Raw genomic sequence first — 19,780 nt, forward strand, 5'->3', positions numbered from 1 at the left:
GACCCCGATTTCGAACCGGCCGCGTTTTGGTGGCGACTGGATTGGCGTAACTCAAATATACCTCCACTGACATACTTGCTATTCTTTCTCAATAGAGAGATGTGTAGACGACTGTCCGATTAGCGCGGGTCGGTCCACTCTTGACTCGAAATGCCAGCCGCGATAGCGGTGTGCGACTGCAAACCGTGCGACTCAGTTGTCAAGGTAGACGTCGATTGTGGCAGCTGTTCCCTATACCCGTACGCAAAAATCGCATCGATAGATCTGTAATTTACGGTATGGCTATCCGGGATGGAAATGCCCGTTAGTTCCGGGAACTGATACCGTCCCTCAAACGCTGACACCGGCTTCGAACCCGAGTACGGTCTGCTTACGCCCGCTGTTCTCGACTGCTGGTTCCGCGCTCGGTCCTCGATCACGACGGTTCCGGTCCGGGACCGTCACACGTGTCCAACCCAGACCATAACTATCAATAACAGAGATATACTCTCAGTATGACCGTTCGTTGGGCGAGACAGACGACTCGAGCGTCCTAGAGGATCCCAAAGAGGAACGCACCGATCCCGACAATCGCTGCCGGCCGGAACGCGTCGCTCGTGTCGACCTCGTGCGTCGCTGCAATCCCGTTTGCGAGGATGTACACGCTCCACACGACCGTGATGGCGAGCAGGAACAGGGGTATCGCTCCACCGCCGTCGATCTGTAGCGCTTCGAATTCCCGCTGGAGTGTTTGCGGATCGGACCCGTCGAACGTCTGTTGCTCGACCGAGTAGCGTGCGTGAAGATACTGCAGGGGGAGATAGAAGAGGAGATTCGGTGCGTAGGCCCAACCCGCCACCGCTAGCGCATCCCCGAACGTTCCCACGGCTCCGTGCGTTCGACTCAGATAATGCATGACGGCCGCAACGACGAACAATCCGATACCCAAAGAGAAAACGAGGAACACGATCGTCGAGAGCAGGATATCCGACGCGAATGGGTCGACTGCCCGATCGAACTCCGGCGGGGCGTTCGCTACCTGACCGACGATCACGTAGAACAGCGAGACCACTGTCGCGATTTGCGCGATTACGTACGCGATAAACACGCCGAGACCGGTGAGAAGCGGATCGTGTCGAGAGTCGCTGAAGTATCTGAAGGGAGACCGTAACGGGGTGTACGGAGCCATGTAGGATCGCTCGTAGTGACCCAATATATGTATTTTGATTGTAATTTATGCGCAAAATATCGCAACGGGTCGCTGAGATACCAATCGACGTTGTTCATTGTAGGGAAGTCCCGAGCACTGAGTCCGCGAGCGACCATCGAGAGGCAGTACGTTCATTGCGGTAGCCGGTCTCGAGCCAAACATGGCACTCGATCACGTGTCTCTCGGTAGCACCGGACTCTCAGTGAGCGAGCTCGCGCTGGGGACGTGGCGCTTCGGCCGACGGCTGGTCGACGGCGAGGAACGCTACGACGCGGAGGGAGTCGTCGAAACGGACGAGGACCGCGCGTACGAACTCCTTGACGCCTACGCCGACGCGGGCGGGAACTTCATCGACACCGCCGACAAGTACGGCGATGGGCGGGCCGAGCGGTGGATCGGCAACTGGCTCGAGGACCGCGACCGACTGGACTACGTCATCGCCACGAAGATCCACCGTCCCCGACGGGAGGGCGACCCCAACGCACGGGGACTCAACCGTCGGCACCTGCGCCGGCAGATCGACACCTGCCTCGAGCGACTGGGGACGGACTACATCGATCTGCTCTACTGCCATCGGTGGGACGACGACACCCCCGCGGAGGAGTTCATGCGCACCCTGAACGGACTCGTCGAGTCCGGGAGGGTGAACTATCTCGGTATCTCCTCGGGCCGTCCCGACGCGTGGAAGATCGTCAAGGCGAACGAGATCGCCCGGCGCGAGGGGTACGAACCGTTCACGGTGACCCAACCGCGGTACAATCTCGTGGATCGGGAAATCGACGCGAACTACCTCCCGATGTGTCGCGATTACGGGCTCGGCGCCGTGACGTGGAGCCCGCTGGCGTGGGGCTTTCTGACCGGCAAGTACCGGCGCGACGATCGGAACGACGAGTCGTCGACCGCCGCGCAGGACGGGCGCTTCGCGGATCGGTATCTGACCGAGGAGAACTTCGACGCGCTCGAGGTCCTCCTCGAGATCGCGGACGACATCGACGCGACGCCGGCGCAGGTCGCCCTCGCGTGGCAGCTTCACCACCCCGACATCACGGCGCCCATCGTCGGCGCCAGCACGGTCGAGCAGTTGACGGAGAATCTCGGCGCCGCGGACGTGTCGCTCTCCGCCGAGCAGTTCGAGCGACTCTCCGCGACGTTCGCCGGTTCGGAGTGAGATCGATCGACGCTCGCGCCGGCAGCGGTCGTCGACGTCGACGAGAGCGAACAAAACAATTATAATCGGTTTGCCTGTATGCGTGACTACGACATGGTCGATTCATCAGCAGCAGATCTCCGCGTCGGACTCGTCGGGCTTGGGAGCCTCGGCGTCCGACTCGGACGACAGTTCGAGGCCGTCCCCGACGCCGAACTGGCCGCGATCGCCGACGTCAGCGAGGCGAACCTGGCCGAGGCGGGCGGCGAACTCGAGGTCCCGTCCTCGAACCAGTTCCTCGATTACGAGACGATGCTCGACGAGGCCGACCTCGACGCGGCGGCGATCGCCACGCCGAACGGGCTCCACTACGATCAGACCGTCGCCGCGCTCGAGCGCGATCTCCACGTGCTCTGCGAGAAGCCGCTGGCGACGAATCTCGAGGACGCCCGCGACCTCTACCGGCGCGATCGGGAGACCGATCGGGTGATGATGCTGGGCTACCAGCGACACCTGAATCCGGCGTTCATCAACGCCCGCCAGCGGTGGGCGGAGGGCGATGCCGAGCCGACGTTCATCACCGGCGAGATCACCCACGACTGGCGGTCGTACTACGAGAACATGGACGACTGGCGGATGGATCCCGAACTGAGCGGCGGCGGCCACCTGTTGAACGTCGGCTCGCACGTCATCGACGCGATCCTCTGGGTGACCGGCCTCACGCCGACCCACGTCAACGCCAACGTCGAGTTCCACGACGACGAGCAGCTCTTCGACAAGCAGTCCTCGATCACCATCGAGTTCGACAACGGGGCGATCGCCAACTTCTCCGACACCGGGATCGTCGCGTGTACCCGGGAGCACATCCACATCTGGGACGACGACGGCGCCGTCTACCTCGAGGGTCGGGAGTGGGACGAGCGCACCGGCTACACGATCGACGCCGAGGGCACCGAACACGACCGCCACCTCGACTACCACGGCCGCGAGACCAAGGCCGAGGCGTTTACCGAGTCCGTCCTCGAGGGCACCGAGCCGCCGATCTCAGTCCGGGACGCGTTCCGGACGCTGGTCGTGACGATGGCCGCCTACGAGTCCGGTCGCGCCGACGAGCGCATCGACCTCGCGGACCGGTACTCGTTCGTCGGCGACGGACTGCTCGACTGAATCGATTCCTTCTCTTCGCCGTCCGTTTCGTCCGCCGCGACCGATTCCCCGCGAATCGATACCGCCAGCGTCGCCGACATTTCGATTGTTTTCCACAGTAAATTCCATCACTGTTTAACGATAACGGTCTATTATCATGTCCTCTAGCAAGATTTATTTGGAGAGAAGAACATCACGAGATAGGATATGAACGTAGACTGGTCAGTGGAGGCGGTTCGGGGTGAGTAGCGACCGTTCGATCGTGGGACGGATCGCTCGGACGATCACGCCGTCGGTTATTCGACGGCGGTTCGCGTACAAACTGGGCGTGTTGCTGCTTATCGTCGTCGTCGTGCTCGCGCTCGTCGGTGGCGTCGGGTACGTCCGCGCTAACAACTCCGTCGAGGATAACGCGGACCAACAGATGCACTCGGTGGCATCGATCCAGAGCGACGAGACCGGAGACTGGATCCGAGAGCTGAAACGTCAGACGAGCGCGTTAGCCACCGACGACGAACTCGCAGCGGACGATCCCGAGATCGTCGAGGGACAGTTAATCGCTAGATCGAACAATATGCCCCAATCGGTCAGGGAAATCCACGTGATCGACCGCGAGCAGGGGACGCTCGTCGCCTCCCATTCGAAAGGCTCGAGCGGGAAAACGCTCGAGGAAATCGACGAACCGTGGGCGGACGCCTCGCAGTACCAGGACATCAGCGATTCGGTGTACCAGGTGGACATGAGCGATCGGTCGTACGAGGCCGCCGACGGTCGCGCCGTCTACTTCTCCACGCCAGTGATGGGCGACGAGGACAGGGTCGTCGTCCTCGTGGGCGGGATCAAAGAGCAGGTGCTGGGACTCCACCAGCCGTTCGAGGAGCAACAGACGACGATCGTTCGCGGCGACGACGCCGAGGTGGTCGCCGGGGCCGAGGACGCGCCGCTCCCGGCCGAGGTTCGCAACGGCGAGGCCCAGCCGGGCATCGAGTCGATCGAGACGCTCGAGAGCGACTCGCACGTCCACGCGGTCACGTCGATCGTCGGCACCGACTGGCTGCTGGTTACGACCGTCCCGAAATCGGTCGCGTTCCAGACCGCAAATATCGTCGGCCAGTCCATGCTCGGCGTCGTCGGCGTCGGACTGATCGCGTTGCTCGGGATCACCGTCGTCATCGGCCGCCAGACCGCGGGGCCGCTCACGCGGCTGCGAGACAAGGCACAGACGATGGAACAGGGGCAACTCGACGTGGATCTGGAGACGTCTCGGATCGACGAAATCGGCCAACTCTACAATGGGTTCGGGTCGATGCGAGACGCGTTGCGCGACCAGATTCGCGAGGCCGAAACGGCCCGGCAGGCGGCCGAAGAGGCGAAACGGGAGACCCAGCGCACCAACGAGCAACTGGAACGCAAGGCCGACGAGTACAGTCGGGTTATGCGCGAGTGCGCCCAGGGTGATCTCACACAGCGGATGGATCCCGACAGCGACAACGACGCGATGGAGTCGATCGCCCGGGAGTTCAACGAGATGATCGGCGCCATCGAGGAGACGACCGCACACGTCAAGCAGTTCGCCGCAGAGGTCGCGGCCGCGAGCGAGGAGGTGACCGCCAGTTCCGAGGAGGTCAGGAACGCCAGCGAGCAGGTGACGGAATCCGTCCAGCGCATCTCCGACGGGGCGGAGCGCCAGCACGAACACGTCCAGGAAGCCACGAGCGAACTGAACACGCTCTCGTCGACGACGGAGGAGATCGCGTCGTCCTCCGACGAAGTGGCGGACATCGCCGAACGGACCGCGACGGCCGGCGACCGCGGTCGAGAGGCGGCCAATCAGGCCGCCGAGGAGATGACCGTCGTCGCCGACGACACCGACGACGTCGTCGAGCAGTTCGAACGCCTCGAGCGGGAGATCGAACAGATCGACGAGCTGACCGAGTTCATCGACGAGATCGCCGAGCAGACTAACATGCTCGCGCTCAACGCCAACATCGAGGCCTCCAGAACGAACAGCGACGGCGGCGACGGGTTCGGCGCCGTCGCCAAGGAGGTCAAGCAGCTCTCCCAGGAGACTCGAGAGGCGACCGACGAGATCGAACAGCAGTTGGCCAGCCTGCAGTCGGCGGCCGACGACGCCGCGACGGTCGTCGGGCGAACGAGCGAGCAGGTCACGAGGAGCGTCGACACCGTCGAGGAGGCCGTCGAGGCCTTAGAGGAGATCGCCACCTACGCGGAACGGACCAACGAGGGCATCCAGGAGATCAGCACGGCCACCGACGATCAGGCCGTCGCGGTCAGCGAGACGGCCAGCGTGGTCGACGACGTCGCGATGATCAGCGAGCAGACGTCTCAGGAGACGGAATCTGTCGCCGCCTCCGCCGAGGAACAGACGTCGGCGCTGACCCAGGTGTCACACAACGCCAGCCGACTGGCCGAACAGGCCGGACAGCTGAGCAACACCCTCGACCGATTCGACACGGCGGTCGACGCCGAGCCCGACAGGGTCGTCGCCGACGAACTGCAGAACATCGACACCGACACTGGCACTGACACCGGTATCGAAACCAACACCGCTGTCGACGACGAGGCGACCGACGACCGCGAGGATTCCGCAGACAACGTGTTCGAATACGTCTCCGACGACGAGACCGACGAGACGGCCGCGGACGCCGGCGCCGACCGGGACGGGCAGTCGAATCCCGCACCCGACGAGTAGGCGATCCGCCGGACGATTGGTTCCGGTGGACCCAAGGTCCGCCCGCCCGTTTCGTTCGATCGTGACTCGAGGCGGTCCGTATCAGACGTTCGTTTGTTCGGCCGGGAGCGACGGCGACGGCATCGTCACCGTGGCGGTAGCGCCCGACGGAACGCTGACCGAACGGGCGCGCACGACCGCGCCGCATCCGATGTTTCTGGCGCTCCGTCCCGACGGGGAGACCCTGTACGCCGTCGAGCGCGTTGATGGCGGGCGCGTGTCGGCCTATCGAATCGACGCCGAGAGCGGCGGACTCGAGCGGCTCAACGGTCGCTCGAGCGAAGGCGCCGGTCCCTGTTACGTCAGCGTCGACGCGACCGGCCAGTACGCGTTCGTCGCGAACTACCAGGGCGGGACCGTGGCGGCGTATCCGCTCGCGGACGACGGGCGACTCGGCGAGGCCACCGACGTCGTCCGCCACGAGGGCTCCGGACCCGACCCGGAGCGGCAGGCGGTTCCGCACCCGCACGCGATCGCGCCCGGCCCGGAGAACCGGTTCCGGTACGCGCCGGACCTCGGGACCGATCGCATCGAGATCTATCGCGCCGACGAGTCAGGGGCGCTCCGGCCGGCCGAGGCCGGACCGACGACCGTCCGTGCGGGCGCGGGACCGCGCCATATCGCCTTCCACCCGACCGAGCCCTACTGTTACGTCGTCGACGAACTCGAGTCGACGGTGACCGCCTACGAGCGCGACGCCGAGAGCGGCGAGCTCGCGGCGATCGATCGGACGACCACCTTGCCGGCCGCGTTCGACGGAACCAACGAGCCCGCCGACGTCCACGTCCATCCGTCCGGACGATGGGTGTACGTCTCTAACCGAGGCCACGACAGCGTCGCCGTTTTCGCGGTCGACGCGGCGACCGGCCGTCTCGAGCTCCTCGCCCACGAACCGACCCGGGGGGAGACGCCCCGCGATATCGCGCTGGCTCCCGACGGCGAGGTGCTCCTCGCCTGCAACCAGCACGGCGACGCGGTCGTGAGCTTCGCCATCGACGAGACCGGACGCCTCGAGAAGATCGCGGCCCTCGACGTGCCGAAACCGGTCTGTGCGACGTTCCTCGAGTCGGCGTAACGTTTCCCTTCCCGATCCTCCTGCAACCGACCGTTTGAACACCGTTTGTCGGGTGGGAATCGCCGGTCAGGTGTGCTCCTGCAGGTCGCGCACCTCGTCGACGCGTACGGGCCGATCGAGCTCCGCCGAGGCGTAGGCGGCGAGGACGACTTCGACGGCGTCGCGGGCGTCCCGACCGCTGACGATCGGGTCGCGGTCCTCGCGGATCGCCGCGACGAAATCCCGAATCTGTCCCTCGAGTCCCGTCCCGCAGGGCGGCTCGATGAGGTCGGGCTCGACTTCCTCGTCCTCGAGGACGAACGTCCCCGAGTTGTACGAGCCCTCGGTACCGTTCAGTTCGACGCGCTCTCGGCCGCCGCGAACGCCGGTCGTGGCCGTGATCGTGCCGCGCGCGCCGTTCTCGAATCGGAGGGAGACGACCGCGACGTCCTCGCACTCCATCTCGTGGGCCATCGTCCCGGTGTCGGCGGTCACGCGCTCGATCCCGCCGGTCAGCCACTGGAGCAGGTCGACGAAGTGGATCGCCTGCTGTATGAGGACGCCGCCGTCGAGATCGCGTTGCCCGTGCCAGTGATCGTCGTAGTAGCGCTGCGGCCGGTACCACTTGACGGCCGTGTCGGCCAGCAGCAGGTCGCCGAACCGCCCCTCTTCGACCCACTGCCGGGCGGTCCACCGCTCGGGCGTGAACCGGCGCTGGAAGATCCCGCCGAGGCGCACGTCGTTCCGGTCGGCGGCCTCGATCACCCGGTCGACGCGATCGAGGTAGACGTCCAGCGGTTTCTCCGAGAGGACGTGAATCCCGGCCTCGGCGGCGGCGGCCGCGATCTCGGCGTGGGTTCCCGAGGGGGTGCAGACGCTGATCGCGTCGAGTTCCTCCCGCTCGAGCAGCTCCTCGTAGTCCGTGTATCCCACCGCGTCGTAGGTCGACTCGAACGGCGCGATCGACTCCTCGCTTCGGGCCGTGCCCGCGACGACCTCGGCGCCGTCGATGGCGTCGATCGCGTCCGCGTGGTTGCTGCCGTATCCCGTTGCACCGACGATTCCGTATCTAACGGTCTCCGTCTCCATGTGATACCGTACCAACTGCCCGTCCGTACTTCAAACTAGGTTCCGCGGCGTCAAGGTTTATTCCCACGGCCGTTCCACGGGGTGACATGGAATCGTTCGAATCCGACGACGGACACGTGATCGTCCGTCTCGACCGCGGCGACATGGCCCTCGAGTCGATCGAGCGGGCCTGCGAGGACCACGACGTCGACACCGGTGCCGTCGTCACCGGCATCGGCACGTTCAGCACGCTGAACATCCACTACGTCGACCGGACGGATCTCCCCGACGACCGGTCCGACCGCAACGTCGACCTCGAACTCGAGGGCGCCTGGGAGGTCACCGACATCAACGGCGTCATCGCGGACGGCGAACCCCACCTTCACGTGACCGCGTTCGACGGCGAGCGGACCGTCGGCGGCCACTTGGAGGAGGGCTGTGAGATCAACGTCCTCGGCGAGATAACGATCCGGAAGATCGACGGGCTCTCCCTGGAGCGACGGCCGGGCGAACGAAACGTCTCACAACTCAGCCGCCGCTGAAGTCGCGGTTCGATTCGCGGCAGATCGGTGGGAGCGAAGCGGTTTCCCTCCCTCCGTTACCGTTCGCTCTCATCCGTCACCGAAGAAAATCGCCAACGCATCAGTCAGCTCCGTGTCTGCCGAGTGCGGTACTGTCTCCTCTCCCTCGTGCTCAGCGACGTCGCCACCAGACGAAGCTATAGAGGCCCAGTCCGACGAGGATCAGTCCGGATCCCCAGACGGCGAAAATAGCCGCCCAGAGTCCCATCAGCTCGCCCTCTCCTCCCAATGTTACTCCGTTCAGAATCGCGCCCAGCGCGACGAGGGCGGCACCCGCTGCTGCGATTTTCAACAGGAGGGAGTCGAAGAGCGGCTCAAGGATCGAGTCTCGAGATTGGGACGTCGTTTCCGGATCGTTCGCTCGTTGCGTGGAACCCATTACCACGATAGTTCGCGTCTCCTGTATAAATTAGTTAGGGTTCGGCGGTCGCGCTCCGACCGTCGGGATCGTCGGTACGCGTGATGGGAATTTTGCCGGAAAACGAGGTTTGGTGTGGAGAACACCGAAACGACTAGCCGAATGCCGACAGCGCACCGCAACTACGTCGATGGAGAGTGGGTCGAATCGCGTTCCGGAGACACGTTCGAGGTACTGAACCCCGCAGACACGACCGAGGTCGTCGGCGAGTTCCAGTCGTCGACTTCCGAAGACGCCGAAGAAGCGGTCGAGGCCGCAGTCGCCGCCGAGGACGAGTGGGCGTCGACGCCCGGCCCGGCCCGCGGCGCCATCCTCAAGGACACGGCCCAGATCCTCGAGGACCAAAAGGAGGAACTGACCGAGACGCTGGTCCGGGAAGAAGGGAAGACGCGCAGCGAAGCCGGCGGGGAGGTCCAGCGGGCGATCGACATCTTCTACTACTACGCCCAGAAGGCCAGCGACCTCGGGGGCACCGTCAAGTCCCCCAGCGGCGAGGACAAGAACCTCTACACCAAACGCGAACCGCTGGGAACCGCCGCGCTGATCACGCCGTGGAACTACCCCATCGCGATTCCGGCCTGGAAGCTCGCGCCGGCGCTGGCCGCCGGCAACACGGCCGTCCTCAAGCCCGCCTCGGCGGCGCCGACCGTCTCCCTGAAGCTGATCGAGGCGCTCGACGAAGCGGGACTGCTCGCCGGCGTCGCGAACTACGTCACCGGCTCCGGCAGCGAGGTCGGCGGCGTGCTGACCGACCACGAGGGCGTCGACGCCGTCTCCTTCACCGGGAGCACGCAGGTCGGCACCGCCGTCGCGCAGGCCGCCGCGAACGACCTCAAACGCGTCCAGTGCGAGATGGGCGGGAAGAACCCGACGGTCGTTATGCCCAGCGCCGATGTCGACGAGGCGGTCGACATCGTCGGCGTGGGCGCGTTCGGGACGACCGGCCAGTCCTGTACCGCGGCCTCTCGCGCGATCGTCCACGAGGACGTCTACGACGAGTTCGTCGGCGCCATCGCCGACTACGCCGAGGCCCTCGAGGTCGGGCCGGGCGCGGACGATCCGGACATGGGTCCCCACGTTACCGAGAGCGAACTCGAGGGGAGCCTCGAGTACATCGAGGTCGCCGAGGACGAGGGCGCGAATCTGGTCGCCGGCGGCGAGGCGCTGACCGACGGCGAGTACGCCGACGGCTACTACGTCGAGCCGACGGTCTTCGCCGACGTGGAAAACGACATGCGCATCGCTCAGGAGGAGGTCTTCGGGCCGGTGCTGGCCGTGTTGAAGGTCGGCAGCTTCGAGGAGGGTCTCGCGGTCGCCAACGACGTCGACTACGGGCTCTCGGCGAGCATCGTCACGCAGGACCTCACCGAGGCTAACCAGTTCGCCGAGAACGTCGAGGCGGGCGTCGCGAAGGTCAACGAGAAGACGACTGGCCTCGAGCTCCACGTGCCCTTCGGCGGCTACAAGGATTCCTCGACGAACACCTACCGCGAGCAGGGCGACGCCGGACTGGACTTCTTCACCTCGACGAAGACGGTCTACATGAACTACTGACCCGCCGTCGACCCCTCCCGTAGCGCGCGGTTCGAGTTCGATTCTTCTCTCCGATTGAATCACCGTTCGGTTCGACGCCGGCGCCGTTCACCATCGGTCGATCGGTCGCTCGATTCGACCGTTCAGGTTCGAGACAGCGGTTTTTTCGCCCCGACCGCATCCGTTCACGCGCTGACCGGACCGCCATCGTGCGATCGACTGCGCTAGCGATCGGCTGGTCGATCGAACTGGACAGAATCGCTGACACTCTCTGGAGAACGAATTGCGTCCTCTGGGGAACGCCGCTCCCGACGAGCGATATGACTCCGATTCTGCGGTCGCGCGGCTCGAGCCCGATCCCGGTCCTCACTCGTCCTCGAGGTAGGTCGGCGGGACGATTCCGGGCTGGCCGAGTCGGAGCCGGTCGCCGACCTCGATCTCCTCGATAATGCGGGGGTACTCGAAGGTCGTCGCGGCCGCCGAGAGCGCGCCGGGATCGGCCTGGATCGACCGCCAGCGCCGCCAGTGTTCCGGAACCAGTCGATCGATCTCGAGGGCGTTTGCGGCCTCGACGACGTCTTGGGCGTCGTTGTACAGCTTCCGGCGCTCGATCTCGCCGTCCATTCTGATGCGGCCGCTGGTGCCGTAGGAGAGCATCCCCATGTCGATGTCGAACTCCGCGCCGATCTCGTGGAACGCCTCGCAGGGGCGGTTGTCGCCGCCGTGGAAGATCGTCCCCTCCTCGTGCTCGAGCACGTAAGTGACGCTCCCGTCGGCGTCGGGGTCGCGGCCGTCCCGGACGTGGATCGTCAGGTCGCCGATCTCGTAGCTGTCGCCGGGTTCGACGATCTCCTGCTGGTCGTCCGCGATCTCGCTCACGTCGTGGTTCTCGTAACACTCGGCGGGCGCGTGGATCGAGCCGCCGTGGTCCAGCAGCGGCCCGAACGACGGCGGCCAGAAGTGATCGCGGTGGTCGTGCGTACAGAACACGGCGTCGCAGGCGTCGGCCCACTGCGGTTCCATCGGCACCGGCGGCATTCGGGCGATGTACTCGCGATCCCGCTCGGTGCTGAAGTAGGGGTCGATGTAGACGGCGGTCTCGGGCGTCCTGATCGCCCAGCCGGCCACGCCGAGGAACCACAGCGAGACGCCGTCGACGTCGGCGCCGTTGATCTCCTCGCGGATCCACCACTCGCCCCAGTCGCTGTTGATCGTCATCGGGTCACCCGATACTGCGCGCTGTCGGTCTCGCTAGCACAGTCCATGCGGAACGGATCCCTCGAGAGCGCGTAAACCTTTCGACGCGATTCCGGGCCGCAAGCGCGGCTCCGTCTCGCGGGAGTCGGTAACACTCGTCCGTCATTCCGGACGGCGGCTGAAACCGAATCGTCCCGATTTCGGTGTGCAGCGAACCGATCAGCGGGGGTTCGTCCTCGTCCTCATTCGTAGCCGGGCAGCGGATAGCTGATTGTTATTTCCCCATCGCTCCGAACCAGAACCGAACAGCCATCGTGCGTAAATTCCACAGATGTATCCGTTGAGTGTCGCCGCGAATGTTCCAGCAGTCCGTCCAGCGCTTCCGGATCGACGCTATCGTATAGTGGCTGGAAATTCCGCGGGGGAACTCCTTTTACGGCAGCTATTCCACGTATTATGGCCTGTGATGCGGATTCGTTCGTCTGCTCTTCGACGAAAATTGTGGACCCGCTATCCGTCACTGTCTCCCGTCTATCCCGAGATCCCATACGCAGTGGTAATGTACCCCCAATTAGTTATACTTTCACCAAGTCACAGGGGAAGTGATCATACAGAGTAGATTTACTACATCCGATGATCAGTCATTCTGCGCTGTTGTCCGATCTCGATTCGTCGCCGGTGTGCCGATCTGCGGTCGATACTCCGATCCGCCGTCTTCACTCCGGCGGCGCGTCCCACTCCTCGCCGTCGTCCTGAGGATCGTAGCCGATCCGGGCTCGGGCGTGCTCGAGGTCGTACCAGCGCCGGCGGTTGTCGCTGACGCCGCTGAAGATGTCGAACTCGACGTCGTCGTCCCGCAGGCAGCAGTCGATCTGGTGGGCGAAGTCCCGACGGGACTGCCAGGTCGCCTTCATCCGCGCGACCTGTTCCTCGTACTCGTCGCTGCCACGCTCCCAGTCGCCATCCTCGACGCCGATTTCGGCGTCGCCGTAGGGGTGGTCGTATTCCTCGCCGCGAACGCTGCAGATCCGGAGCGCGTAGAACTGTTTCGGATACTCGCAGTCCTCGATGTAGTACCGGCCGAGGTCCTCGCCGAAGCTCTTGGAGGCGCCGTAGTAGGAGTCGGGGCGAACGGGATCGGTGTGATCGATGACGAGGTCGTGATCGCGCTCGTAGATTTCTGGCGCGTTCTCGATCTCGTACATGCCCATCACGTGGTTGGTCGAGCCGAAGATAACGGACTCGACCTCGGCCTCGCGGGCGGCCTCGAGGACGTTGTACATGCCGACGATGTTGGGCTGGAAGATGTCGGTCCAGTCGCCGTCGGTGTAGGGGTAGGCGGCGAGGTGGACGATGGCGTCCTGTCCCTCGCAAGCCTCGCGGAGCGCCTCGTAGTCCGCGATATCGCCGACGACCGTCTCGAACTCGGCGTATGGGCCTTCCTCGCGGTCGGAGCGATTGTAGTACGTGAACTCGTACCGATCGTCGTCGTGTAAGTGATCGATGATCGCGGTGCCACATCGGCCGTACGAACCGGTCACTAGTACGTCCATACGCCTAGCCCTTCCGCGGAGACCATCAAAATATCGGTCGCGTGGCGGGATTCACTCGGCGCGAGCGGCCGCCGGTGCGGTTCGTGATCGGCCGTCGGCGCGGCCCGTGCTCACTCCATCAGGACGGTCACCGGCCCGTCGAAGTTCAGCAGGACGCGCTGGGCGAGGTCGCCGAAGATCGCCTTCCCGGTCGGCGAGCGCTTCTGGCCGACGAGGAACGTGTGATCGCAGGCCAGCCGTTCGGCCGCCGAGAGGATCTCGTCGTCGAGGTCGCCCTCCTCGGTGATGATCGGTTCGATCTCGACGTCGACGTCCGGACCGATGCCGCTGAGGACGTCCTTCGTGAACTCCTCGGCGAACTGCCTGGTCATCGCCGTCGCGTCGGTTTCCTCGAATTTGGTCCCCTCCATCCGCTCGACCCACTCGATCGCGTCGTTGCCCTCCTCGGCCGCTTCGGGCGTCGTCCACGCCAGCACGACCAGTTCCGCGTTCCCGTTCTGAGCGAACTCGCCGGATTCGGCGAGGAGTCGTTTGTGAGCCCCGGTATCGTCGATGACGACGAGTGCGCGTTGCATACCACGCACCTTGGCTGGCAGTCTGATAAAGCTACCTCCGTTCAAGCCGACGAGCGGACGCCGAATCTCCGTCCGGCCTCCGGCGGCGATAGTCCGCCGCGATCAGCTCAGTCGGCGCGGTAGCGCTCCAGTGCGTCCTGATCGATCTCGATGCCCAGTCCCGGCTCCTGTGGGACATCGATGGTGCCGCCGGCGGGATCGAACGGCGTCTCGAGCAACTCGCTGCGCATCGGGTTCTCGCTGCGGTCGAACTCGATCAGCATCGGCTCGGGGACGTTGCGCGTGTGGGGGTAGTTCGAGATGCTGGCGGCGAACTGCACCGCGGCGGCCATGCCGACGGCGCTGTTCCAGATGTGCGGTCTGACGGCGACGTTCTCGGTCGAGGCCATGCCGGCGATCAAGCGCGCCTCCGAGAGGCCGCCACAGCGGCCCAGGTTCGGCTGGACGATGTCGACCGTCCGGTCGTCGATCAGTTCCTTGAACTCGAAGCGACCGTAGTGGGCCTCGCCGGCGGCGATCGGGATATCGATCTTCCCGCGCAGTTCCCGGTAGCCCGACGCGTTCTCCGGCGGCACGGGCTCTTCGATCCAGGTCACGTCGTACTCCTCGATGGCCCGTGCGGATTTGACCGCCTGGTGCGGGCGGTAGTTGCCGTTCATGTCGACCATCAGGTCGGCGTCGTCGCCCAGGATCTCCCGCGCCGTGCGCACGCGTTCGGCGTCGGACTCGGGATCGGCGCCGATCTTGATCTTCGCGGCGGTGAATCCCTCTTCGACGGCATCGCGGATCGGCTCCTCGATCGGCCGATCGGCCTCGGTGAAGTACATCGTTGACGCGTAGGGGGTCAGCTTCTCACAGCGCGTGCCGCCGAGCAGCCGGTGAGCCGGCCGGCCGACGCTCTTCCCGATGATGTCCCAGCAGGCGACGTCGATCGCGCTGACGGCGCTCTGGACGACGACGTCGCCGCCGAAGTGGTACGGATCGGTGTAGGAGTTCTCGGCGAGCGATTCGACCTCGAAGGGGTCCATGCCGACGACGTCGTCGGCGAACATCGTCTCGATCGTCGCCGTCGCCATCGGCCCCGGAGCGAACGCCTCGCCCCAGCCGACGGTCCCGTCGTCGGTCTCGAGGCGCACCAGCGTCGTCCCGCGGTCGGTTCCGAACCCTCGCGCGTCGCCGAGTCCCTCTCCATCGGGCAACGAGTGTGCGAGCGGAATCGCCTGAACGTCCGTGATCTCCATAGCGCATCCGACAGACTCGCGTCCAATATAGCTTGCGTTGCCTCCAGTCCGGAACGGGCCTCCCGGAGCGACTCGATCGGCGGGGACACATTTATCACCGCAGTTCGTCGTAGTACCGACCACGACATGCCCAGAGCTAGCCTTAGCGAGCGCTTCCAGGACGTCGCCTTCACCACCGCCGTCCCGTTCAGCGACGACGGATCGGACGTGCTATACGAGGACCTCGCGGACAACCTCGCGAAGCAGTACGACGCCGGCGCGCGCCTGTTCATCCCCTGTGGCAACACCGGAGAGTACTACTCGCTGACCGACGAGGAGCGAACCGAGATCGTCGAGACCCACGTCGAGGCGACCGGCGACGAGGCGATGATCGCCGGCGGCGTCGCCGGCAGCCTCGCGGAGGTCGAACGGCTCGCCGACGCCTACGAGGACGCCGGGGCGGACGCGATCATGGTGATGCACCCCGACCACACCTACCTGCACCAGCGCGGGCTGGCGAACTACTACCACCGGATCTGCGACGCGACCGACCTCGGCGTCGTCATCTACAAGCGCGGTCCCGAGGTGCCCCGCGACGTGATCGTCGACCTCTCCGAGCGCGAGAACGTGGTCGCGGTGAAGTTCGCTGTCAACGATATCAAGGAGTTCTCCCAGACCGTCGCGGACGCCCCGGGCGAGGTCACGTGGGTCAATGGCATCGCCGAACGGTACGCGCTCTCCTTCGCCATCGAGGGGGCGACGGGGTACACCACCGGTCTCGGCAACTTCGCGCCGGAGGCGACGCTGGCGCTGTTCGACGCCGTCGAGGACGAGAACTGGGAGCGAGCCAGATCGATCCAGCGGCTACTCCGTCCGATCGAGGACCTTCGCGAGGAACCCGGCGAGGACAACGCGCTCTCCGGCGCGAACAACGTCTCCGTCATCAAACGCGGGATGGATCTCGCCGGCTATACGGGCGGTTCCCTCCGCGATCCGCTGGTCGATCTCTCCGCCGACGACGCGGCGCGTCTCGAGGAGTACTACGAAACCGTACAGTCGACGCCGCTGCTGGAAGCGGCCTGAGATCGGGATCGCAGCGATAGCCGACGCGGGAGCACAGCAATAGCTGACTGACGACGGCCGAACCCCGCTCGAGAAAACGGCTTTTCCGGGGCTTACTCGTCGTCGTAGTGGAACTCCGTCCACGGCCCGTCGACGAACGGGTACTCCTCGAGGACGTCGAGGTCGACGTCGACGCCGAGTCCGGGCCCGTCCGGGACGGTCAGGTGGCCGTCCTCGATGGCCGGCTGGCCCTCGATGATGTCGTAGGCGAGTTCGAACGGGTACATCCCGGGATCGACCGCCGTCTCGTCGAGCGCCGGGTCGTCCTCGAAGACGGGGTACTCGAGCAGTCGCACGTCCGGCGCCGCGGCGACGAGGTGGGCGTTGGCCTGTAGCCCGAGCCAGGTTCCGAAGTTGTGCGGGACGAACTCGACGTCGCGGCCGTCGCAGTACTCGATGGCGTCCCGGCAGCCGGTAAAGCCCTCGTGGTGACGGACGTCGCCCTGCAGGAAGTCGACCGCGCCGGTCTCACCGAGTTCGACCAGTCCCGCCGGCGACTCCTCGCTCTCCCCGCCGGCCAGCGGCGCGCCGGTCTCGGCGAGTTCGACGTAGCCCGCGTGGTCGTCAGGTTCGACCGGCTCCTCGATCCAGTAGGCGCCCCGCTCAGCGGCGTGTGCGACCAGTTCGCGAACGGTGTCGCGGCCGTAGGCCTCGCCGAGCTTCCACCAGGTGTGGACGTCGAGCATGATCTCGATATCGTCGACTGCGTCGGCGAGCAGGTCGACCGTTCGGCGGTCGCCGTCGGGCCCGATCCCGGGCCGGTACTTGTAGCCGAAAAAGCCCAACTCCTCAAGCGCTTCGGCCTGTTCGACGTATCCTTCCGGCTCCATGTACATCCCGGCGCTGGCGTACAGCGGCATCTCGGTGGTCGGCTCGGTGCCGTACTCGTCGGCCAGCAGCTCGTAGATCGGCGCACCGAGCTCCTTCCCGCGGATGTCGTACAGCGCGACGTCGACGGCCGAGATCGCCTCTGTCCGGAGGTGGGCCGGGAGGTTCGTCTCGGCGATCAGGTCGTGAGCGTCGGTGATCTCGTCGATCGACTCGTCCTCGAGCGCGTCGGCGACGGACTCCTCGAGGACGTCGGCGAACGTTCCCTGCGAGTCGCCCTCGAAGTACTCGCGCATCGCGGAGCTGCTCGCGCCCGCCGTCGCGAACCCTTGTCGGCCGTCTCGGGTCTCCACGACGACGAGGACGACGTCCCGCTTGCGAAGGCGTCGGACGCCGCCGTGAAACGGCCGTTCCTGTACCGGATCGATCGGGGACGAGAGGGCGTACCCTCTCACATCGGCGATATCCATATGCGGGGCATTCGCAGCCGACCGTATAAATCATCCGAGTACTCGTCGTTCGATCCGGACTGAACCACCCTCTCGTTTCGGCCGCGATCGACCCGCCGATACACTAGCTATCCCCGGCGTGTGCCGGCCGGCGTTTCCGCCTTCGGGAACCGTCCGCGCAGTCCGGACGAGCGCATCTCCCGCTGGCTCGCTCGCTCGAGTCCGTTGGTCGTCGTTTCGGCCGGCCGTACGTTCCCTCTGTATGTGTATTGGTACCATTCCTCCTGTTCTCGCCTCGGGAACGGATGGGCGCACATTCGACGCGTCCGACCGCAACTGACCGGGCGAACGATCGCCTCGATCGGGTCTCGAGCGGCTCGTTCCGCCGATATCGGGCCCATAGCCGGTATTGTTCCGCTCACTCGCGGAAATCGCTCGGAGCCGAGATTTCCCTACTGCGAACCCGTCGTAATCGGCGCTTCTGAGCCGTATTCGCACAGTATTCACTGAGAACGGAGAGTCCGCTCCGGTGACTCGGATACCGGTAATCGTTCACATAGTTACGTTTTACAGTCGTACCTTTGTATTGAAGGTTTACAACCATACGACTGTATGGTTCGGGAACGGGGAACAGACCGGTCACGATAGCCGGCGAGTCGGTGCCTGTGCCGTCAATAGTATCGACCCGCAACCGAACGCTGGGAGTGACCGATTCGAGCGTCCGCGTTCGCCGCCGCTCGTCGAATGACAACTTTTAATAACTATATTCGAGTCGTAATTTCCGTGATTGATGATAACAGTCGAGCTTGCGGGTGGTCAGTATCGCGTAGACAGCTGGTCTCCCTTGCGGGGACCGGCGCGCTCGGGTCGATCGCCGGCTGTACCGGCGGCGGATCGGATCCCGACTCAAACGAGTCGTCGGACGACAACGAGACGGATACCGAGGACGACGAGAAGAGCGTCGAAGAACTCATCGCGGAGTACCGCTGTCCCGAGACGGGCGACGACTACGATATCGTCGTCGCACAGGACGGCAGCGGCGACTACGAGTCGGTTCAGGCCGCCATCGACGCGATCGAACCGGGAACGTTCGAGGGAACGCGAGTGTACATCAAGGAGGGCCGGTACGAGGAGAAACTGGAGCTCCCCTCCAACCGAACCGACGTGACGTTCGTCGGCGAGAGCGCCGAGAACACGGTGCTCACGTACGACGACCACGCCGACAAGACCAACGAGCACGGCGAGGAACTCGGCACGTCCCAGTCGGCGAGCTTCTTCGTCTACGGACCGGACTTCACCGCGAAGAACATCACCTTCGAGAACGCCGCTCCCGACGTCGCACAGGCCGTTGCGATTCGCATCAAGGCCGACCGAGCCGTCTTCGAGAACTGCCGGTTCATCGGCAATCAGGACACGCTCTACACCTACGGGCGCGACACGCGCCAGTACTTCACGGACTGCTACATCGAGGGCGACGTGGACTTCATCTTCGGACTCGCGACGGCGTTCTTCGAAGACTGCGAGATCTTCTGCAAGGACGAAGGGTACATTGCGGCGCCCGCACAGCCCGAAGAGCAAGAGTTCGGATACGTGTTCAAGAACTGCGACGTGACCGGAGACGCGCCGACCGACTCCGTCTATCTCGGCCGGCCCTGGGAGCCGTACGGACAGACGGTCTACCTCGAGTGCGACCTCGGCGATCACATCCGTCCGGTCGGCTGGGAGCCGTGGGACGAACCGGATCACGGCGACAAGACTGAGACGGCCTACTTCGCCGAATACGACAACACCGGGCCGGGGTACACGCCGGAACGGCGTGCGGACTGGAGCCACCAACTCGATGCGGAGGAAGCCGCGGCGTACACGCTCGAGAACGTCTTCGACGGCTGGAACCCGCGGCGGTGTCTGGAGGGGAGCTAACCGCTCTCGAGGACAGAGGACTTATCCC

General features: G+C 64.9%; 17 protein-coding genes. 8 read left to right on the top strand and 9 right to left on the bottom strand.

The features are described 5' to 3' along the window. Positions 1 to 532 precede the first annotated feature (532 nt). The gene (locus tag HTUR_RS21635; protein WP_012945478.1) at positions 533 to 1,168 is read right to left on the bottom strand and encodes a Yip1 family protein; all 636 of its coding nucleotides are present in this window, start codon (positions 1,166 to 1,168) and stop codon (positions 533 to 535) included. Positions 1,169 to 1,349: 181 nt separating this feature from the next. On the opposite strand from HTUR_RS21635, the gene HTUR_RS21640 reads away from it, so the two are divergent. The 4 genes from HTUR_RS21640 (at position 1,350) to HTUR_RS21655 (ending at position 7,309) form a co-directional block, all read left to right on the top strand. Further along, complete coding sequence (locus HTUR_RS21640; protein WP_012945479.1) at positions 1,350 to 2,357, top strand: aldo/keto reductase; 1,008 nt, start codon at positions 1,350 to 1,352, stop codon at positions 2,355 to 2,357. A gap of 78 nt (positions 2,358 to 2,435) precedes the next feature. After that, complete coding sequence (locus HTUR_RS21645) at positions 2,436 to 3,503, top strand: Gfo/Idh/MocA family protein (protein ID WP_012945480.1); 1,068 nt, start codon at positions 2,436 to 2,438, stop codon at positions 3,501 to 3,503. Positions 3,504 to 3,723: 220 nt separating this feature from the next. Further along, positions 3,724 to 6,195 (top strand): methyl-accepting chemotaxis protein, encoded by a 2,472-nt coding sequence (locus HTUR_RS21650; RefSeq protein ID WP_148225444.1) that lies wholly within the window; start codon positions 3,724 to 3,726, stop codon positions 6,193 to 6,195. 25 nt (positions 6,196 to 6,220) lie between these two features. Continuing rightward, a complete protein-coding gene (locus HTUR_RS21655; protein WP_226377558.1) occupies positions 6,221 to 7,309 on the top strand; it encodes a lactonase family protein in 1,089 nt (362 codons plus the stop codon). Between the two features lie 66 nt (positions 7,310 to 7,375). Here the strand turns inward: HTUR_RS21655 and HTUR_RS21660 are convergent, their stop codons facing one another. Next, a complete protein-coding gene (locus HTUR_RS21660; RefSeq protein WP_012945483.1) occupies positions 7,376 to 8,377 on the bottom strand; it encodes a Gfo/Idh/MocA family protein in 1,002 nt (333 codons plus the stop codon). An 86-nt stretch (positions 8,378 to 8,463) separates the two neighbouring features. Here HTUR_RS21660 and HTUR_RS21665 point away from each other — a divergent pair, with 86 nt between their 5' ends. Then, positions 8,464 to 8,898, top strand: coding sequence for a PPC domain-containing DNA-binding protein (locus HTUR_RS21665; protein WP_012945484.1), 435 nt, complete (start codon positions 8,464 to 8,466; stop codon positions 8,896 to 8,898). Positions 8,899 to 9,049: 151 nt separating this feature from the next. Here HTUR_RS21665 and HTUR_RS21670 read toward each other — a convergent pair whose 3' ends face one another. Continuing rightward, positions 9,050 to 9,316, bottom strand: coding sequence for a hypothetical protein (locus tag HTUR_RS21670; protein WP_012945485.1), 267 nt, complete (start codon positions 9,314 to 9,316; stop codon positions 9,050 to 9,052). A 141-nt stretch (positions 9,317 to 9,457) separates the two neighbouring features. On the opposite strand from HTUR_RS21670, the gene xacF reads away from it, so the two are divergent. Further along, positions 9,458 to 10,909, top strand: a complete 1,452-nt coding sequence (xacF, locus tag HTUR_RS21675; protein ID WP_012945486.1) for a 2,5-dioxovalerate dehydrogenase — start codon at positions 9,458 to 9,460, stop codon at positions 10,907 to 10,909. Positions 10,910 to 11,254: 345 nt separating this feature from the next. Here xacF and HTUR_RS21680 read toward each other — a convergent pair whose 3' ends face one another. From HTUR_RS21680 to HTUR_RS21695, 5 genes are all read right to left on the bottom strand, one after another. Then, positions 11,255 to 12,106: an MBL fold metallo-hydrolase gene (locus tag HTUR_RS21680; RefSeq protein ID WP_012945487.1), complete on the bottom strand. Its 852-nt coding sequence runs from the start codon at positions 12,104 to 12,106 to the stop codon at positions 11,255 to 11,257. A gap of 221 nt (positions 12,107 to 12,327) precedes the next feature. Next, positions 12,328 to 12,633, bottom strand: coding sequence for a HalOD1 output domain-containing protein (locus tag HTUR_RS25895; RefSeq protein WP_081443517.1), 306 nt, complete (start codon positions 12,631 to 12,633; stop codon positions 12,328 to 12,330). A 168-nt stretch (positions 12,634 to 12,801) separates the two neighbouring features. Next, positions 12,802 to 13,638 carry an NAD-dependent epimerase/dehydratase family protein gene (locus HTUR_RS21685; protein WP_012945488.1) on the bottom strand — a complete coding sequence of 279 codons (837 nt, stop codon included), beginning with the start codon at positions 13,636 to 13,638 and terminating at the stop codon, positions 12,802 to 12,804. Between the two features lie 110 nt (positions 13,639 to 13,748). Next, the gene (locus HTUR_RS21690; protein ID WP_012945489.1) at positions 13,749 to 14,213 is read right to left on the bottom strand and encodes a universal stress protein; all 465 of its coding nucleotides are present in this window, start codon (positions 14,211 to 14,213) and stop codon (positions 13,749 to 13,751) included. A gap of 107 nt (positions 14,214 to 14,320) precedes the next feature. After that, on the bottom strand, positions 14,321 to 15,454 hold the full coding sequence (locus HTUR_RS21695) for a mandelate racemase/muconate lactonizing enzyme family protein (RefSeq protein WP_012945490.1): 1,134 nt from the start codon (positions 15,452 to 15,454) through the stop codon (positions 14,321 to 14,323). A 126-nt stretch (positions 15,455 to 15,580) separates the two neighbouring features. Between HTUR_RS21695 and HTUR_RS21700 the strand changes: the two genes are divergently transcribed. Beyond that, a complete protein-coding gene (locus tag HTUR_RS21700; protein ID WP_012945491.1) occupies positions 15,581 to 16,516 on the top strand; it encodes a dihydrodipicolinate synthase family protein in 936 nt (311 codons plus the stop codon). Positions 16,517 to 16,608: 92 nt separating this feature from the next. Here the strand turns inward: HTUR_RS21700 and HTUR_RS21705 are convergent, their stop codons facing one another. Beyond that, on the bottom strand, positions 16,609 to 17,853 hold the full coding sequence (locus HTUR_RS21705) for a mandelate racemase/muconate lactonizing enzyme family protein (protein ID WP_012945492.1): 1,245 nt from the start codon (positions 17,851 to 17,853) through the stop codon (positions 16,609 to 16,611). Positions 17,854 to 18,576: 723 nt separating this feature from the next. On the opposite strand from HTUR_RS21705, the gene HTUR_RS21710 reads away from it, so the two are divergent. Continuing rightward, entirely contained in the window at positions 18,577 to 19,752 is a 1,176-nt protein-coding gene (locus tag HTUR_RS21710) for a pectinesterase family protein (protein ID WP_012945493.1), read from the top strand. Positions 19,753 to 19,780: the final 28 nt, after the last annotated feature.

This window comes from Haloterrigena turkmenica DSM 5511 (genome assembly GCF_000025325.1).
GTDB classification, from domain to species: Archaea; Halobacteriota; Halobacteria; order Halobacteriales; family Natrialbaceae; genus Haloterrigena; species Haloterrigena turkmenica.

What these genes read in the sequence shown, in the direction of transcription:
- HTUR_RS21635 (WP_012945478.1), bottom strand. Translation starts at nt 1,168, where the DNA reads ATGGCTCCGTACACCCCGTTACGGTCTCCCTTCAGATACTTCAGCGAC.
- HTUR_RS21640 (WP_012945479.1), top strand. Translation starts at nt 1,350, where the DNA reads ATGGCACTCGATCACGTGTCTCTCGGTAGCACCGGACTCTCAGTGAGC.
- HTUR_RS21645 (WP_012945480.1), top strand. Translation starts at nt 2,436, where the DNA reads ATGCGTGACTACGACATGGTCGATTCATCAGCAGCAGATCTCCGCGTC.
- HTUR_RS21660 (WP_012945483.1), bottom strand. Translation starts at nt 8,377, where the DNA reads ATGGAGACGGAGACCGTTAGATACGGAATCGTCGGTGCAACGGGATAC.
- HTUR_RS21665 (WP_012945484.1), top strand. Translation starts at nt 8,464, where the DNA reads ATGGAATCGTTCGAATCCGACGACGGACACGTGATCGTCCGTCTCGAC.
- HTUR_RS21670 (WP_012945485.1), bottom strand. Translation starts at nt 9,316, where the DNA reads ATGGGTTCCACGCAACGAGCGAACGATCCGGAAACGACGTCCCAATCT.
- xacF (WP_012945486.1), top strand. Translation starts at nt 9,458, where the DNA reads ATGCCGACAGCGCACCGCAACTACGTCGATGGAGAGTGGGTCGAATCG.
- HTUR_RS21680 (WP_012945487.1), bottom strand. Translation starts at nt 12,106, where the DNA reads ATGACGATCAACAGCGACTGGGGCGAGTGGTGGATCCGCGAGGAGATC.
- HTUR_RS25895 (WP_081443517.1), bottom strand. Translation starts at nt 12,633, where the DNA reads ATGGGATCTCGGGATAGACGGGAGACAGTGACGGATAGCGGGTCCACA.
- HTUR_RS21685 (WP_012945488.1), bottom strand. Translation starts at nt 13,638, where the DNA reads ATGGACGTACTAGTGACCGGTTCGTACGGCCGATGTGGCACCGCGATC.
- HTUR_RS21690 (WP_012945489.1), bottom strand. Translation starts at nt 14,213, where the DNA reads ATGCAACGCGCACTCGTCGTCATCGACGATACCGGGGCTCACAAACGA.
- HTUR_RS21695 (WP_012945490.1), bottom strand. Translation starts at nt 15,454, where the DNA reads ATGGAGATCACGGACGTTCAGGCGATTCCGCTCGCACACTCGTTGCCC.
- HTUR_RS21700 (WP_012945491.1), top strand. Translation starts at nt 15,581, where the DNA reads ATGCCCAGAGCTAGCCTTAGCGAGCGCTTCCAGGACGTCGCCTTCACC.
- HTUR_RS21705 (WP_012945492.1), bottom strand. Translation starts at nt 17,853, where the DNA reads ATGGATATCGCCGATGTGAGAGGGTACGCCCTCTCGTCCCCGATCGAT.
- HTUR_RS21710 (WP_012945493.1), top strand. Translation starts at nt 18,577, where the DNA reads ATGACAACTTTTAATAACTATATTCGAGTCGTAATTTCCGTGATTGAT.